This is a genomic window from Nocardiopsis oceanisediminis (genome assembly GCF_048595525.1).
GTDB classification, from domain to species: Bacteria; Actinomycetota; Actinomycetes; order Streptosporangiales; family Streptosporangiaceae; genus Nocardiopsis_A; species Nocardiopsis_A oceanisediminis.
Genome location: NZ_JAFMZJ010000001.1, coordinates 377,250 through 392,362 on the forward strand (window position 1 = coordinate 377,250; position 15,113 = coordinate 392,362).

At 71.8% G+C, this 15,113-nt stretch carries 17 protein-coding genes; 8 read left to right on the plus strand and 9 right to left on the minus strand.

Translation table 11 applies throughout. The features are described from left to right. Positions 1–30 precede the first annotated feature (30 nt). The 3 genes from J0910_RS02090 (at position 31) to J0910_RS02100 (ending at position 3,758) form a co-directional block, all read left to right on the plus strand. Entirely contained in the window at positions 31–2,637 is a 2,607-nt protein-coding gene (locus tag J0910_RS02090; protein WP_420156806.1) for a DUF3987 domain-containing protein, read from the plus strand. A gap of 90 nt (positions 2,638–2,727) precedes the next feature. Next, entirely contained in the window at positions 2,728–2,949 is a 222-nt protein-coding gene (locus tag J0910_RS02095; protein ID WP_420156807.1) for a hypothetical protein, read from the plus strand. Further along, the gene (locus J0910_RS02100) at positions 2,949–3,758 is read left to right on the plus strand and encodes a hypothetical protein (RefSeq protein ID WP_420156808.1); all 810 of its coding nucleotides are present in this window, start codon (positions 2,949–2,951) and stop codon (positions 3,756–3,758) included. Before J0910_RS02095 ends, J0910_RS02100 begins: the two co-directional genes overlap by 1 nt. Positions 3,759–3,801: 43 nt before the next feature. Here J0910_RS02100 and J0910_RS02105 read toward each other — a convergent pair whose 3' ends face one another. The 6 genes from J0910_RS02105 to J0910_RS02130 all read right to left on the minus strand — a co-directional run bounded on the left by J0910_RS02105 (position 3,802) and on the right by J0910_RS02130 (position 7,698). Continuing rightward, positions 3,802–4,062, minus strand: a complete 261-nt coding sequence (locus J0910_RS02105; RefSeq protein ID WP_420156809.1) for a hypothetical protein — start codon at positions 4,060–4,062, stop codon at positions 3,802–3,804. A gap of 746 nt (positions 4,063–4,808) precedes the next feature. Then, positions 4,809–5,021 (minus strand): hypothetical protein, encoded by a 213-nt coding sequence (locus J0910_RS02110; RefSeq protein ID WP_420156810.1) that lies wholly within the window; start codon positions 5,019–5,021, stop codon positions 4,809–4,811. Beyond that, entirely contained in the window at positions 5,018–5,263 is a 246-nt protein-coding gene (locus J0910_RS02115) for a hypothetical protein (RefSeq protein ID WP_420156811.1), read from the minus strand. The genes J0910_RS02110 and J0910_RS02115 overlap by 4 nt, the downstream gene beginning before the upstream one ends. A 47-nt stretch (positions 5,264–5,310) precedes the next feature. Next, a complete protein-coding gene (locus J0910_RS02120; RefSeq protein WP_420156812.1) occupies positions 5,311–5,496 on the minus strand; it encodes a hypothetical protein in 186 nt (61 codons plus the stop codon). Positions 5,497–5,578: 82 nt separating this feature from the next. Next, a complete protein-coding gene (locus J0910_RS02125; protein ID WP_420156813.1) occupies positions 5,579–6,724 on the minus strand; it encodes a helix-turn-helix domain-containing protein in 1,146 nt (381 codons plus the stop codon). A gap of 473 nt (positions 6,725–7,197) precedes the next feature. Then, positions 7,198–7,698, minus strand: coding sequence for a hypothetical protein (locus tag J0910_RS02130; RefSeq protein WP_420156814.1), 501 nt, complete (start codon positions 7,696–7,698; stop codon positions 7,198–7,200). 96 nt (positions 7,699–7,794) lie between these two features. Between J0910_RS02130 and J0910_RS02135 the strand changes: the two genes are divergently transcribed. From J0910_RS02135 to J0910_RS02145, 3 genes are all read left to right on the plus strand, one after another. Next, entirely contained in the window at positions 7,795–8,367 is a 573-nt protein-coding gene (locus J0910_RS02135) for a TetR/AcrR family transcriptional regulator (protein ID WP_420156815.1), read from the plus strand. 157 nt (positions 8,368–8,524) lie between these two features. Next, positions 8,525–9,319, plus strand: a complete 795-nt coding sequence (locus J0910_RS02140) for a VOC family protein (protein WP_420156816.1) — start codon at positions 8,525–8,527, stop codon at positions 9,317–9,319. Positions 9,320–9,466: 147 nt separating this feature from the next. Next, positions 9,467–10,090 carry a DUF1707 and DUF4870 domain-containing protein gene (locus tag J0910_RS02145; protein WP_420156817.1) on the plus strand — a complete coding sequence of 208 codons (624 nt, stop codon included), beginning with the start codon at positions 9,467–9,469 and terminating at the stop codon, positions 10,088–10,090. 169 nt (positions 10,091–10,259) lie between these two features. On the opposite strand, the gene J0910_RS02150 is transcribed toward J0910_RS02145, so the two are convergent. Continuing rightward, positions 10,260–10,868, minus strand: a complete 609-nt coding sequence (locus J0910_RS02150; RefSeq protein WP_420156818.1) for a hypothetical protein — start codon at positions 10,866–10,868, stop codon at positions 10,260–10,262. Positions 10,869–11,129: 261 nt separating this feature from the next. Between J0910_RS02150 and J0910_RS02155 the strand changes: the two genes are divergently transcribed. After that, entirely contained in the window at positions 11,130–11,654 is a 525-nt protein-coding gene (locus J0910_RS02155; RefSeq protein ID WP_420156819.1) for a peptidylprolyl isomerase, read from the plus strand. A 13-nt stretch (positions 11,655–11,667) separates the two neighbouring features. Next, positions 11,668–12,606, plus strand: a complete 939-nt coding sequence (locus tag J0910_RS02160; RefSeq protein WP_420156820.1) for a rhomboid family intramembrane serine protease — start codon at positions 11,668–11,670, stop codon at positions 12,604–12,606. 276 nt (positions 12,607–12,882) lie between these two features. Here J0910_RS02160 and J0910_RS02165 read toward each other — a convergent pair whose 3' ends face one another. Both J0910_RS02165 and pknB read right to left on the minus strand, forming a co-directional pair. Then, positions 12,883–13,143 carry a cell division protein CrgA gene (locus J0910_RS02165; protein ID WP_420156821.1) on the minus strand — a complete coding sequence of 87 codons (261 nt, stop codon included), beginning with the start codon at positions 13,141–13,143 and terminating at the stop codon, positions 12,883–12,885. Between the two features lie 118 nt (positions 13,144–13,261). After that, positions 13,262–15,109 carry a Stk1 family PASTA domain-containing Ser/Thr kinase gene (pknB, locus tag J0910_RS02170; RefSeq protein ID WP_420156822.1) on the minus strand — a complete coding sequence of 616 codons (1,848 nt, stop codon included), beginning with the start codon at positions 15,107–15,109 and terminating at the stop codon, positions 13,262–13,264. Between the last annotated feature and the right edge of the window lie 4 nt (positions 15,110–15,113).

Here is a 15,113-nt window from a genome sequence, read left to right on the forward strand (position 1 = left end):
GGTGTGCCGCCGCGCTGATCGGAGGAAGCGTTGACCGCGATCGACCGCGTCAGGGAAGCGCTCGAAACCTACGGGTCCACGGTGCGGGGTAGCGGCAATCAGCTCTCCGCGCAGTGCCCTGCACACGATGACCGGGACCCCTCCCTCTCGGCTGGCTACCGGGACGGCAAGGTCCTGCTCACCTGCCACACGGGGTGCCCCGTGGAAGACATCGTCGATTCGCTGGGCCTCACCATGGCCGACCTGTTCGACGACACCGACCGGCCCGGCTGCGACCACAAGGGCTTCCCCGGTACCGGGGCGAGCACCTTCGACCTGATCGCCAGCTACGACTACACCGACCAGGCCGGGGAAGTCCTCTACACCCAGCAGCGGTTTCGGTGCCGAGTGTGCGCGGAGAAGACGTTCCGCCCCCGTGATGCGGCGACGGGCCGCCTCGGTCTTCCCGATGCCCGGGTGCTGTACAACCTGCCGGCTGTCCTCGACCAGGCCGCCACCGGCGGCACCGTGTACGTGGTCGAGGGGGAGAAGGACGCCGACCGGCTGAACGCCATGGGCCTGGTCGCCACCACCGCCGTCAACGGCGCGGGGAAGCCCTGGAAGCACGACTACACCACCGCGCTCAAGGGGGCCCGTGTCGTCGTCATCGCCGACAACGACGCCCCCGGTATCGAGCACGCCCGCGCTGTCGCCCAGGCCCTCGACGGCGCCGCTGAGAGCGTGCGTGTGCTGCGCTCCCCACTTGAGCGCAAGGGGGCCGACGTGTCCGACCACCTGAACGCCGGGCGGGAACTCACCGATCTGGTCCCGCTCGGTGCGGGCGCTCCCTCCGAAAAAGCGTCCCAGAAATCCCAGATCTCCGGGCGGGAGCGGGATGAGACGAATTCTGGGATTTCCGGGACGTCGGACGAATGGGGGTTCTTCGAGGACGCCCCGATCCCGGTCGACGCGCCGCCCCTGCCGGCCTTCCCTGCCGACAACCTCGGTCCACTGGCCGAATGGGTCCGTGCGGCCGCTGTCTCTCTCCACGTCCCTGAAGACCTCGCGGCGTTCGCCGCGCTGTCGGCGATCTCAGCTGCCATCGGTGGGCGGCGCCGGGTCGAGGTGATGGACGACTGGTCCGAGATGGTCTGCCTGTACACGCTGGGGTTGGCGCCGTCCTCCGCGCGCAAGACGCCGGTGCAGAACCTGGCGAAGAAGCCGGTCGAGGAAGCCGCCGCCGACCTCCGGGCGAAGGTCGAAGACCAGATCTTCGTTCACAACGAGCGAGTGGAGATCGCCCAGGCCCGCTACGACAAGGCCAAGGAGGCTGTCAAGCAGGGGAAGGGGGAGAGGGCCGACCTTGAGACTGCGCGGGATGAGCTGCGCGGCCTCGGAGATGAGCGCCATCTTCCCCAGGTCCTCGCCGGCGGGGACTCGACCATGGAGTATCTCGCCAAGGCCATGGGCGAGCAGGGCGGACGGATCGCCGTTCTTACTTCCGAGGCGACCTTGTTCCAGCACGCGGCCGGCATCTATAGCAACGGCCGGGCCAACATCGGGCCCTTGCTAGAGGGGTACACCGGCGGGTCCTACGACCTTGGGCGCGTGTCCCGGGGCGCTACCCACATGCCGCACACCGCCGCCACCCTCGGTCTCCTGATCCAACCCGGTATGGCCGAGGGTCTGTCCAGGAAGAATCCCAACTTCAAGGAAGCGGGGTTCCTAGGGCGGTTCCTCATGGCGCTGGCACCGGAGATGCCGCCGGGCAAGTTCCGCCGACCGCAGGTCCCCCCTGCTGTCAAGCAGGACTACAGCGCCCGGATCCGTGGTCTCATCGACCAGGTATGGGCGTCGGAGAACATCGCCACCCTGTACCTCACGCAGGGGGCCGAGTATCGGTTTGAGGCGTTCTACGAGGATGTGGAGCGCCGTAAGGCCAACGGCGGGGACCTGTGCGACCTCGGGGAGTGGGCGGGCAAGCTCTGTGGCCAGCTCATCCGCCTGGCGGCGTGCCTGGCGGTCTATGAGAACCCCGGAGCCACCGAGATCACCGAGGACGCCATGACGCGCGCCCTGGGGTTCGCTCCGTACTTCATCGCCCATGCCCGCCGGATCTTCGAGCTGATGGACGCGCGCACCGAGGGCGGCCGCAAGCCGCTGGTCGACATCCTCGCGTGGCTGGGCCAGAACACCAAGGCCGCGCGTCCGGTCTCCGCCCGGCAGGTCTGGCAAGGGTTGAAGGGACGCGCGTGGGCGGTCGACGCCGAGACCGTCAAGGACGCGCTGGAGGAGCTGGAAGACCTCGGGTGGGTCGCGGAGATCCTCCCCGAGAAGGTTCCGGGCAAGCGGGGGCGAAAGCCGTCCCCGAAGTACGTGGTCCACCCGGCTGCCTACACGGACGGCACCCACGGAAAAACGTCCCAGAAATCCCACAACCCTGCTCCATCCATTAGAGCGGCCGCCCCGACCCCGCCGGAGACGAATTCCGGGATTTCTGGGACGCGAAACGAGGGGGGTCGTGCTGTGGGAAACCCGGCCGGAGAGACCACCAAGGCGTCTGCGAAGCCCCGGTGTGAGGGGTGCGGCGCCGTCCACACCCGCGCGGCCGGATCCGCCCTCTGCTACGAGTGCCGCTCCAAGCGCGACGCGGCCTGATCCGATCCGGGCGCCCCCTGACCGCCAGGGGGCGCCCCGCCCCGGGGGTCCGGAAACGCCGACCCCCGCCACACCAAGGAGGACAACGACATGCCCCACGACGGCGGGTTCATCCACCAGTTCGTCGCCGAGGTCGAGGAGCGCGCCCGGGAGCGCACCGCCCTGGCCCGCATGACCCGGGCCGAACGCGACGCCCACCTCGGCACCCTGTTCGCCGACCACCTCGGGCCGCCCCGGCCGCCCAGCATCCTCACCCTTCACCAGGACGACCAGAGGCACCGCCCCACCACCGACACCAAGGAGGACCAGTAATGCAGCCGACGCCCGACACCCAGCTGTCCACGTGGCGCGCCGCCCTCACCGAAGCCGGCATCGCCGACCTTCCCGCCCCGCTCCAGCGCGCCCTCGACGTCCGCCACCAGCTCCGGGAGCGCTTCGCCGCCGCCCGGGACCGGCCCCGCCGCGTCGCCGAGACGGCCGTGAACGCCATGCTCGACGGACATGACACGGACGAGGCACTCAACACCGCCGCCGCGCAGCTGTGGGCCGCACACGCCGACCAGGAACTACAGGGCGCCGAAGTCCTCGGTGTGCTGCACTCCCGGATCCGGGCCCTGATGGTCGACCACCAGGCCGACCTCTACGCCCAGGCCGCGCCCCAGGTGACCGAGGCGGCCCGCCGCCTGGAGAAGGCGGCCGTCCGCCTACCCGAAGACCTGGCCCCCGGCAGCGTCCTAGCCGCCGACGCCGGGCCCGCCTGGACCGAGGCCACCACCGCCGCCCGGCGCCTGCTCACCCTGGCCGGGCTCGCCGAACCCATCCGCACCACCTGGCGGGAACAGCACTGGCTGTTCCTGGTGGAGGTGCCCGACGCCGAGGTGCTCCCCTCCGGGACCCCGGCGGAGGATCCCCGCCACAAGCCGCGCCGCGCGCACTTCAAGGCCGGCGATCTGCTCAAGGCGCAGGGCCGCCGGATGGAAGGGCTGATCCGCATCGCCCGGGGCGAGGTGCCCGGGGTGCGCATCAACGTCACGGCCGACCCCGGGGAACTGGCCGCGCGCACCGAACGCAACCAGCGCGCCCACCGCCAGACCGGCGGCTCCCTGTCGATGGTGGCGTGACCGGCACGCGGGGCCCGGCCGGCCGGGCCCCGCGCTCCCGGGTTCAGGTGGCCGGGTTCTCGGCCAGGGCCAGATGCGGGAACAGGGCGGTGATCTCCGGCGGCGCCGGAACCGCCTCACCGGCCCGGAACACCTCGAACTCCTCGTGGGTAAGGAGCCTCTCGGCGTGCTTGACCAGCTCTTCACGGGCGACGGTGGGGCCGTGGGCGAGGAGCGCACGGCCGTCGTCGAGGCGCATCACAGCGGGCTGGAGAACATCCGCGACGAAGATGAACAGTTCCTTCTTCGACTCCACGCCGACCAAACCCGATCCCCTCCCTGGCAGCACGGAGCGCACCGTTTCGCACCGCTTAGCGGCCGAACATACTTTTCGCTTCGCTGCGCTGTCCAGGGGCCCCGGGCCGACGCTCACCCGACGGGCCCGCCCCATCGGCGGACCCGCAACGCGAGAGGGGTAGGGGGTTACCCTCCCCCCCGGGGGTGCTCCTGACCGCTGCGTCATAGCAGCTCGGACCCTGTACGGGTTTCAGAGTTTCCGGGGTCCGGTTGTTCGGTCGTTTGCGGGTCCGCTTGGTAGAAGGGCGCCCACAGGGGCGGTACTGTCCCCGCCCCGGCCCGGTACTGGGGCCGTGCTCCACCTTCGGAGATCATCACCGAGGGCAAGGCGGCCCGTCGGCGTGGACACGGCGGTGCTCCCCTTCTCGTCGCCGGGTACCGGTACCGGGGTGGTTCCTCCCGGGTTATGGGCAGCCGCACGGCTTTTGCTGGCCCCGCTGGTACCGGGTGCCGCAGGTGCATGTCTCGTAGTCGTTACCGCTGCTGTCGGGCATCGTCGCTGCCTTCCTCCTCGCTGCGGTCCTTCCAGGTGCCGCCGACTGCGGATTCGTGTGCGCCGCCGTGGTCGGCGGGGCGTGCGCAGGGGTGGGGGTGGCCGGGCAGGCGGGCGCCGCAGGTGTCGGGTTGGGCGGTCGGGTAGGTCATCGCGGGCTTCCGTGTGCAGGGGGCCGCCCGCCCCGGCGAGGGGAGCCAGGCCGGGGCGGGCGGCGGCTTTCAGGCGGGGCGGTGGAGCCGGCCGCGCGCGGTGGCGATCGCGGCCGCCAACCGGGTGAGGTAGGCGGCGGCGTCGAGGTCCCCGGGCTGGAGCAGGACCTCAACCCCGGGGGCGAGCACCAGGGCGACGCCGCCGGCTTCGGGAGCATCCTCGACGCGGACCATGCCGGCGTGCGGTGCGCGGATCACGACGCGGTTCTCGGCGGAGGTCATGGCGCCTCCAGCTCGGCGAGGTCGGCGAGAAGACGCTGTTCTTCGGCGCGAGCGGCTGCCTCGGAGGGGAGGTAGGGCCGTACCCGTTTCGGCGGGGCGAAGTCGCTCAACGCGGCGTCGAGGACGCCGAGCCGGGACGCCGCCAACACGATGTCCGGCTCGGCCTTGTGCTGGGCCGTGTACGGGGTGGCGGTGCCGTGCTCGTAGCGGAGCGACCAGCGGGCGCGGTGGTGCAACGCCACCCCGCAGAACTCATAGTGGTTCGGGATTCGGGAGGCCGGCGGGGACATCACCGCTCCGCCTCCTCGACGGCTGCCAGGCGCTCACGCAGCTCAGCGAGGCTCGGAGCGGACACCGCCCGGTTATCCCACACGGCCCGCCAGTGACCGGGCCCGTCGAGGAGGTCCCGGAAGATGTACCAGGCTGGGAAGTCGGCCGTGAGCGCTTCGACAGCGGTACCCGTCCGCGTCGTCATCAGGTCCTCCCTGGTCAGGTGAGGACGACGCTACGGAGGGCCCGAAAAGGCGGGGAGTGGCCAAACTAGTGGCCACTCCCCGTCACGCTGCTTCGATTTCGGACATCAGCATACGAAGCGTCAGAGAGTGCTTCTCCGGGGGGAGGGAGTCCAGGGCCGCGCGGGCGTAGGCGACGCCCGCCGGGTCGCCCTGGCGGACCAGCATCAGGCCCCGGTGCATCTCCAGATGGGTCCGGAACCTCGGCAGCGACTCCGGGAGATGACGGTCCGCCTCGGCCTGCACTTCCTCGGCCAGACGCTCATCCCCCAACCGGGCGGCGAGCAGGGAGGCGAAGATGTTGAACCGCCACCACGGCACCGCGTAGTCGGATTCCGCGTCATCGGACCCGGCCACATCGAAAGCGCGTCGGCCGTCCGCGACCAGGGCGAGCGCGGTCGCCGAGTCGCCCCGCAGCGCGGCGGCGTGCGCCCGCCCCATGACCGCGTTCACCATGCCGAGTGAGGGCCGGCCGTCGATGGCCATCGCCTGGGCCGCGAGGGTGTCGGCCACGCCCAGCGCGGCGCCCTCGTAGCCGAGGGCGATGGCGGCGCGCCCGCGCACCCACACCCGCGTCTCCTCGTCGCCGGAGCGGTCGGCGAACACTGCGGCGTTGCGGTACCACTGCACGGCCTTGGCGCCGTCGGAGCCGGGGAAGGTCTTGGCGTACAGGGTGGCCAGTTTCGCGGCGGTGGCCCACATGCACGGGGCGTCGAGTTGTTGCTGGAGCACAACGAGGTCGGCAGCCAGGCGCTTTTGGATCTCGGCAGCCCCTTGGGTCATGTAGTCCCGCCCGTAGGTGTCGACGGCTTCGGCCCAGTCCTCGACGGTGGGGGAGGTGTGCAGGGCGGCGGCGAATCCGCGTTCGATCAGGTCGGCGGCGACGAGGGGAGCGATGGCGGTTCCTGCGGCGGCGGTGAGGAAGCGGCGGCGGTCCACGCGGGCGCCCTCCAGGATCTCGACGGGCGTTTGCAGCACCGTAGCGAGGTGCCGAAGCCAGAAACCGCCGGGGGTGCGCTTGCCGTTCTCCCACCGGGAGATGTCCGTTCGGGTGACGGTCTCGTGCTGGGCGGCTTCGCCGAGAAGGGTGGCGAGCCGGGATTGGGACATGCCGAGGGAATCGCGGAGGTCTCGGATCAGGTCGCCGATCGTGGCCCCGCCGAGGGCGGGACGGCTACCATTCGTGGGCATGGGGGCCTGCCTTCCTGGTGATCGCACACTCAGGATAGGCAGGCCCTTCCTACGCGTCAGGGGTTCGGGGGAGGGCCCCGGCCAGTGCTGTGCTCCGGGGGCCCGGACGACGGGAAGCGGCCCGGCGCGGAGTGTGCCGGGCCGCCGGTCGGACGCTCCGCTCCTGGACCGGATTCAGACCGGAAGGGAACGGTAGGCCGGAGTATCCTGCGGGATGTACGGTGACCTGTTTTTCGAGGTCAGAGGCGGTCGATGGCTATTCGCCCAGATGGTGGAACCGCCGGTACAAGATTTGCATACCAGAGGTCAGGGGTTCGACTCCCCTTGGCTCCACCGATGTCGACGCAGGTCGGCGATGTGAAGGCGGCCACCTTCCCGATCAGGGAGGGTGGCCGTTGCGCATTCAGTGCACATGCGGCCGGAGCGGGGCCGCGCCGGGGGCGCCGGCCCTGCCGCTCCGCCATGGCCGAGACTCACCTCCGGCGGAGGTCCGGAGCGGCCGAGACCGTGTCGAGGGTGTCGCGCAGCAGGCCGGGGGCGAGACGGCGGTGCACCGCGGACAGCGGTCGCCAGACCAGGGCCGCGCGGGCGCGGTCGTACCGCACCGTCGTGGCCAGGGAGAGGGCCTCCGCGGTGGAGCGGACCACGAGGCCGCCCCTCATCGCCGCCGAGGCGGCCTCCAGCCGGATCCAGTCCTCGCCCCGCTCGGTGATCGTCCACCCGGCGACCGTGGACGGGGACCGGCCCTTGCGCAGGCGCAGCTGGAGCAGTCCCTGCCAGATGAAGCGCTCTGCAGGGCTCGGGACGTCGCCGAACATCGCTCGCGCCCACTGCTCGGGCGCCGCGATCGTCGCGTCGAACGGGCCCAGTGCGAAGTGGTCGACGTAGTCGATGCGGGAGGGCCCGGCCCGGTCGAGCACCGATGCGTCGACCGCGCCGGTCCCGACCGCCGATTCGATCCGGAATCCGCCCATGTCTCCGCCTTTCATATATACGCAGCCGTATAAATTGACCGTAGCACCATCTATACGGTGCCGTATAGTGGTGTTTCCCGGAACGAGGAGGCCAAGGTGGCAGGCAAGACGCTCACGTCCCGCGAGCGATGGGTCGAGGAGGGCCTTGCCGTCTTGGCCGGCGGCGGTTGCGACGCCGTCCGGATCGAAGTGCTCGCCAAACGCCTGGGCGTGACCAAAGGCGGGTTCTACGGCCACTTCAAGGACCGCGACACGCTCCTCGGGGAGATGCTCGCGACCTGGGAGCGCGAAGCCGTGGACGATGTCCTCGCGGCCGTCGCGAACGAGAGCGACCCGAAGAGCCGGGCTCGGCGGGCCGGCATCCTCACCTTCTCCAGCGACCGGCTGCTCCCGCTCGACCTCGCCATCCGGGACTGGGCGCGCCGGGACCCCGCCGTCGCCGAACGGCTGCGCAGGGTGGACGACGCCCGGATGAACCTGCTCCGGGAGGCGATCAGCACCTTCTGCGACGATCCCGAGGAGGTCGAGGCGCGCAGCCTCCTGGCATTCTGCGCTGCGATCGGCGCGCACTTCCTCGCCGTGGACCACGGTGACCGGACCAGGCAAGAGGTCCTCGCCCGGGCGGCCGACCTGCTCTTGGAGAACCGCGCCGAGGACGCGCACCGCTGACCGGCCCGGAGGCCGTGCCGCCGGAGACGCGGAGTGAGGAGCGGGGGCAAGCTTTGCCCGGGCGTGAACGACAGCGCCCGCCCGCGGGGGCGAATGTCGGTGGTGGGCGTCACACTGCGCTCCCGGGTGCTCTGCTCGCCCGGGGAAGGGAGCGACCATGATCACCACCGACTTCGTTCCGGGATCCCCTTGCTGGCTCGACCTGGGGGCGGCCGATCCGGAGGCCGCCGTCCGGTTCTACTCCGCGGTGTTCGGCTGGGAGGCCGACCGGGGGACGGAGGGCTACACGATTCTGCGCCGGGGCGACCGCGCGGTGGCGGCCGTCGGGGTGCTCACCGAGGAGGGGGCCCGGCCCGCCTGGGTGGTCTACTACGCCACCGAGGACGCCGACGCCGCCGCGGCGGCGGTGGAGAAGGCCGGCGGGACGGTCCGCGCCCGGCCCTTCGACGCCGGGGACGCCGGGCGGATCGCGCAGCTCAGCGACCCGCAGGGCGGCGAGTTCGCGGTCTGGCAGGCGGGCACCATGGCCGGCCTGGAGGACACCGACGGACCGGACTCCTTCGGCTGGGCCGAGCTGTGGACGCCCGACGCGGCCGGGGCCCGCGCCTTCTACGAATCGGTGTTCGGCTGGTGGTACACGGACACCCCGATGCCCGACGGGGAGGGCGGCGGCGCGACGTACACCATGGTCACCCCGGAGGGGCAGCCGGCGGAGCGGATGCACGGCGGCATGATGCAGGTCGGCGCGGAGCAGCTGGCCGGGAGCGGCGGGAAGGCCGACTGGCACCCGGTGTTCTACGTGGCCGACTGCGACGCCTCCGCGGCCAGGGTCACCGGCTCCGGCGGGCGGCTGCTGATGGGATCCGAGGACGTCCCGGGGGTGGGCCGGCTGGCGGTCTGCGCGGATCCCGAGGGCGCCGGGTTCGTGCTGCTGGCCCCGTCCCCGGACTGAACCCGGTGGATATCCTGGTGGGCGGGAGCGCTCCGCCCCGCACGGGGATCAGGGTCGCGTCAGGGCGTTCCCCGATGGCCCGTCCTCTCCCGACCGGGCAGGATGGGCAGCGGTAGACGCGGTCCGGCGATGCGGTGAGGAGTGAACGTGGCCGTGCATGATCCGATCCCGCGTCCAGGGCGGGGGCCCGGAAGCGGTCCCCAGGTTCCGCAGATCCGCCTCACCCATGCCGACCGCGACGCCGCGGCCGAGCATCTGCGGCAGGCCTTCTCCGAGGGGCGGCTCGACGAGGAGGAGTTCGACGAGCGGATCGACGCGGCGCTGAAGGCCAAGTTCCCGGCGGATCTGGAGCCGCTGCTCCAGGACGTCGTCCCGGTCCACCCCCGGCAGCAGGCCGCGCAGGTCCCCGGCGCCGCCCAGGCGCCGGCCCTGCAGGAGGGGCAGCCGACCGGCACCGAGCGGCTGTGGGGGGCCGCGGCGCACGTGTCCGGCTACTTCCTGCTGCCGCTCGGCCCGCTCCTGGTGCTGCTCCTCCAGGGCGACACCTCGCCGTTCGTCCGCCGGCACGCGATGGAGGCGCTCAACTACCAGCTGACCACGGTGATCGGCTGGATCGTCGGTTTCGGCCTGTTCTTCCTGGTGCTGCCGGCGATCGCAGCGGTCCTGATGCTGCTGGGCTGGATGTTCCTGCCCGCGGTCGCCGGCCTGGTCACGCTGCTGGGCAACGGCTGGAAGTACCCGCTGACCTGGCGCCCGGTCAAGGAGCGCTAGACCGCCTCCGATGATCTTGACGTTGCGGGGGTATCAGAGCGCTCTGATACCCCCGCAACGTCAAGATCATCGTGTGCGGGGAGGCGCGGGGGAAGAGAAGGGGCGGCCCGGCCCCTCGGACCGGACCGCCCCTGCGGACGCGTCCCGGCGGCGGCCGCCGGGGGACCGCTCACTTCTCGGCGCGGCCGTTGGACTCGGCCGGGGTGGTGCCGACGCCGGCGGCCTTCTTCTCCTCGGCCTCGTCCGCCTGCCCGGTCTCCTCGTCCGCCTTCTTCCCGGCGCGGGACGCCTTCGCGGTGAGCTTCTCCCGCGTCTCGCGGACCTGCTCGCGGGCCTGGTCGAGGTTCTCCTGCCACTCCGCGTCCTGGGCGGCCTTGCGGAGCTTGATGACGCCGTACAGCGCGAGCGCGCCCAGCGCCGCGGCGCCGGCGTAGACCACCGCGCGGGGGACGCGGCGCCCGCCCTGGCGGGCGGCCATCAGGCCGCGCCGGGCCGGGCTCGGCTCGACCCGCTGGGCCGCGCTGTTCAGCAGGTCGGAGACGCGCGGTGCGACGGTGTCCTCGACCCGGAGGGCGGCGGTCTCCAGTCGGGGGGCGGTCCAGCCGCGGGCGCGGAGGAGCCGCTGCTCTGCCAGGATCCTGGCCTGCTCGGCGCGGGATCGGGCCTGGTCGGCGTAGGGGCCGAGGCGGTCGGCCTGCTCGCGGGCGAGCTCCTGCAGCCGCGCCATGGCCGCCTCGGCATCGAAGTCGCCCCGGCGGCGCTTGATCTGGATGGCCACGGTGATCTCCTTATTGCGTCGAACGATATGGATACGCCCCTGCCCACTGGCGCGGGTCCTCATGCATCGGCCGGAGGGTCGGCCTGATCACCCTGTCCGCCGGTGGGCGTTATGCGCGTGTTATCTCAACATACGCTCTCCGCCGGTCCCGATCGCGACTCCGACACGAATCGGCGCCCCGGAGCGCCTCGGAGCGCTGCGGGGCCCCGGAACGGGACCGGTAACGTGGGGGCGTAAGCGAAGGCGAAGAAAGGCAGTTGGGTGAGCGACTCGAACACCCAGCCCACGGCGCGGCTGAAGACCAACAAGGGCACGATCGTCGTCACGCTCTTCGGGGACAAGGCCCCGGAGACGGTCGAGAACTTCATCGGGCTCGCCGAGGGCGGCAAGCAGTGGATCGACCCGACCACCGGCAAGCCGAGCAACGGCAGGCTGTACGACGGCACGATCTTCCACCGGGTCATCGAGAACTTCATGATCCAGGGGGGCGACCCGCTGGGCAACGGCCGCGGCGGCCCCGGCTACAAGTTCAAGGACGAGTTCCACCCGTCCCTGCGCTTCGACCGCCCCTACCTGCTGGCGATGGCCAACGCCGGGCCCGGCACCAACGGCTCGCAGTTCTTCATCACCGTCGGCACGCCCGACTGGCTGAACGACCGGCACACCATCTTCGGCGAGGTCGTGGAGGGGGCCGAGGTCGTGCAGGCGATCTCGGAGGTGGAGACCAACCCGCAGGACCGCCCGGTGGAGGACGTGCGCATCGAGTCCGTCGAGATCGAGCGCTAGGGGACCGGCTCCCATGTCAGCCGAGGACTCCGGGACCGAGGGCGCCGGTGCCGCGCCGGCGGTGCCCACCTGCTACCGGCACCCCGACCGGGAGACCTATGTCTCCTGCACCCGGTGCGAGCGGGGCATCTGCCCCGACTGCATGCGCGAGGCGGCCGTCGGCCACCAGTGCCCGGAGTGCGTGGCGGAGGGGAACCGCGGGCTGCGGGCGCCGCGCACGGTGTTCGGCGGCAAGGCGGTCTCGGCGCCCTACGCGACCTGGACGTTCCTGGCCCTGATGGTGCTCGGCTACGTCGCCCAGCTGGTGGACGATGCGGTCGGCGGCGGCATGCTCACCGGGGCGCTGGCGATGAACCCGTGGCGGGTCATCGTGCAGGGCGACTGGTACCTGCTGGTCACCGCGGCGTTCCTGCACGGCGGGGTGCTGCACCTGGCGTTCAACGGCTTCGCGCTGTACGTGGTGGGGCGGCAGCTGGAGGCCTGGCTGGGCCATCTGCGCTACACCGCGCTGTGGCTGCTCAGCGCGGTCGGCGGCTCGGTGCTGTCGATGGCGGTCGCGGTGGCCGGGGCGGTCGCCGCCCCGACGCCGGCCGACATCCCGGTCCAGCTCTCGGTGGGGGCGTCCGGGGCCATCTTCGGCCTGTTCGGGGCGGTGCTGCTGGTCGGGCGGCGGCTGCGGCTGGACACCCGGTTCATCCTGGGGCTGCTGGCGGTGAACCTGCTCATCACCTTCCTGGTTCCGGGCATCTCCTGGACGGCGCACATCGGCGGGCTGGCCACCGGCCTGGTGCTCGGCGCCGGCTTCGCCTACCTGCCGCGCCGGGAGGGCGCCTCGCGGACCGCCGCGCACGTCGCGGTGGCCGCGGCCTGGGTGGCGGTGCTGGCGGCGGTGGCGGTGGCCTCGGTGGTCATCGGCAGCGATGCGCTGATGCAGCAGATGACGGCGGCCTGAGCACCGGCCGCCGCGCAGGGCGGCAGCCGGCGGCGAAAGGGGCGGGAACCCGGTTCCCGCCCCTTTCCGCTGTTCGGCCGCGGTTCTGCGCGGTACGGTTCCGGCCGCTCCGGGCCCGCTTCCCGCCCGGCCGGTCGGGGCCGTCCGGAGGGCGCGCCGAAGCGGCGGGGGCGGGTTGTGCATACTTTCCCGCAGCCTGTGGAAAAGTATGTGGACAAACCCCCGCAGGGTTGTGGAGAAAACCGTGGATAGCGCTTCTGAACTGCGGAAACGTAATCAGTGCCAGCGTGTGGACAACAGCACGCAAATGATGATTCCGCCGAAGCCGATCGCGAGGTTCCAGTTGCCCAGCTCGCCCATGAACGGGATCTTCCCGTCCACGCCGGCGATGTAGTAGGTCGCGATCCACAGCACGCCGAAGATGCCGAAACCGAGCATGACGGGGGCGAGCCAGCGCGGACTGACCTTGGGCTTGGCCGCCGACGGCGGAGGCGTGTAGACGGCCTTCTTCTTGCGATCGTTGCGGGACTTGGGCACGGTCGCTGCTCCAAAACGAATCGGCCGGGACTTCGGACCTGGTGAGAAACCAGTCTACGCCCGGCGGGCGGTCTGCCGGGCGCCGGAGCCGTCCGGCCCCGGCGCCCGCCTTCGTCGGCTAGCCGGGGTGGTACTGCTCCCAGCCGCGGTGGGTCTGCCAGTCGCGTTCCCAGGGGAAGTGGACGTCCCCCTCGCCGTCCCCCTCATCGGGCGGGAGCGGGGAGTCGTCGTCACCGCCGGTCGGCGGGGGCGGCGACTGGCCGCCGGTCGGCCCGTCGGTCGGATCGTCCTGCGATTCGCGGGCGATGGTCACGGTCACCTCGGTGCCCGGGTCCACCTTGGTCCCGGCCGCGGGGTTCTGCCCGACGACCCGGCCCGGCTCCTGGTCCCCGCTCTCCTCCTCCTGGAAGGCGGCGGTCAGGCCGGCCCCCTGCAGCTCGGACTGGGCCTCGCTCTGCGTCTTGCCGCTCAGGTCGGGGACCTCCACCTGGCTCGGCCCGGAGGAGACCACCAGGGCGACCTCGCTGCCGGGGGGAGCCTGCTCGCCCTCGCCCGGGCTGGAGGAGGAGACGGTGCCCGCCTCGTACTCGTCGGACGGCGCCTGGGAGACGTCGCCGACCTGGAAGCCGGCGTCGCTCAGCGCCTGCCGGGCCTCCTCCTCGGACTTGCCGACCAGCTGGGGGACCTCTTCGCTCTCCGGGCCGGCGGAGATGTACAGGGTGACCCCGTCCTCCGGGGCGATCTCCGTCCCGGCCTCCGGGTCGGTCCGGGTGGCCTTCCCCTCCTCGACGTCGGAGCTGGCCTCGGACTCGACCTCGATCCGGTCGTCGTCCAGGCCCTCCTCCACCAGGGCGATCCGGGCGTCGGCCTCGCTCTGCCCGGCCACGTCCGGAACGGTGACGGTGTCCTCGTCGCCGCCCCCGCCGCCGAGGAGCAGCCAGCCGCCGATGGCGATCGCCGCGATCGCCGCCAGGGCCAGCACCACCCACAGCGCGGTCCTGCTCTTCCGCTCGCCGGACTCGAAGTCGTCGTCGTAGCGACCCCGGTCGTAGCGGTCCTCCTCGACCGGGGGGAGCGCGGTGGTGGAGCCGGCCGCGGCCATGGCCATGGTGCCCGCCGCGGGCTGCATGCCCTGCAGGCCGCGCTCCAGGTCCTCGCGCATCTCCTCGGCGCTCTGGTACCGCTCGTCCCGGTCCTTGGCCATGGCGCGCAGCACCACGGCGTCCAGCCACTCGGGGATCTCCGGATCCACCTCGCCGGGCGGCACCGGGTCCTCCCGGACGTGCTGGTAGGCGATGGAGACCGGGGAGTCGCCGGTGAACGGCGGGCCGCCGGTCAGCAGCTCGTACAGCACGCAGCCGGTGGAGTAGAGGTCGCTGCGGGCGTCCACCCGCTCGCCCCGCGCCTGCTCCGGGGAGAGGTACTGGGCGGTGCCGATGACCTGGGAGGCCTGGGTCATGGTGGCCTGGTCGTCGTTCATCGCCCGCGCGATGCCGAAGTCCATCACCTTGACCTCGGCCTGCCGGGTCAGCATCACGTTGGCGGGCTTGATGTCCCGGTGCACGATGCCGTTGCGGTGGCTGTAGTCCAGCGCCCGCAGGATGCCCATGGTGATCTCGGCGCACCGGTCCGGGAGCAGCTTGCGGCCGTCGTCGAGGAGTTCCTTGAGGGTGCGCCCGTCGACGTACTCCATCACGATGAACGGCAGCGAGATCCCGTCGACGACGTCCTCGCCGGTGTCGTAGACCGCGATGATCGACGGGTGGTTCAGCGACGCGGCCGACTGCGCCTCGCGCCGGAACCGCTCCTGGAAGATGTGGTCCCGCGCCAGGTCGTGGCGGAGCGTCTTGACCGCCACCAGCCGGTCCAGACGGAGGTCGCGCGCGCGATGGACCTCGGCCATGCCGCCGCGCCCGACGACGGCGTCGAGTTCGTAGCGGCCTCCGAGAAGCCGGGGCTGTGACATGTCC

What these genes read in the sequence shown, in the direction of transcription:
- J0910_RS02095 (WP_420156807.1), top strand. Translation starts at nt 2,728, where the DNA reads ATGCCCCACGACGGCGGGTTCATCCACCAGTTCGTCGCCGAGGTCGAG.
- J0910_RS02100 (WP_420156808.1), top strand. Translation starts at nt 2,949, where the DNA reads ATGCAGCCGACGCCCGACACCCAGCTGTCCACGTGGCGCGCCGCCCTC.
- J0910_RS02110 (WP_420156810.1), bottom strand. Translation starts at nt 5,021, where the DNA reads ATGACCTCCGCCGAGAACCGCGTCGTGATCCGCGCACCGCACGCCGGC.
- J0910_RS02120 (WP_420156812.1), bottom strand. Translation starts at nt 5,496, where the DNA reads ATGACGACGCGGACGGGTACCGCTGTCGAAGCGCTCACGGCCGACTTC.
- J0910_RS02125 (WP_420156813.1), bottom strand. Translation starts at nt 6,724, where the DNA reads ATGCCCACGAATGGTAGCCGTCCCGCCCTCGGCGGGGCCACGATCGGC.
- J0910_RS02130 (WP_420156814.1), bottom strand. Translation starts at nt 7,698, where the DNA reads ATGGGCGGATTCCGGATCGAATCGGCGGTCGGGACCGGCGCGGTCGAC.
- J0910_RS02140 (WP_420156816.1), top strand. Translation starts at nt 8,525, where the DNA reads ATGATCACCACCGACTTCGTTCCGGGATCCCCTTGCTGGCTCGACCTG.
- J0910_RS02160 (WP_420156820.1), top strand. Translation starts at nt 11,668, where the DNA reads ATGTCAGCCGAGGACTCCGGGACCGAGGGCGCCGGTGCCGCGCCGGCG.
- pknB (WP_420156822.1), bottom strand. Translation starts at nt 15,109, where the DNA reads ATGTCACAGCCCCGGCTTCTCGGAGGCCGCTACGAACTCGACGCCGTC.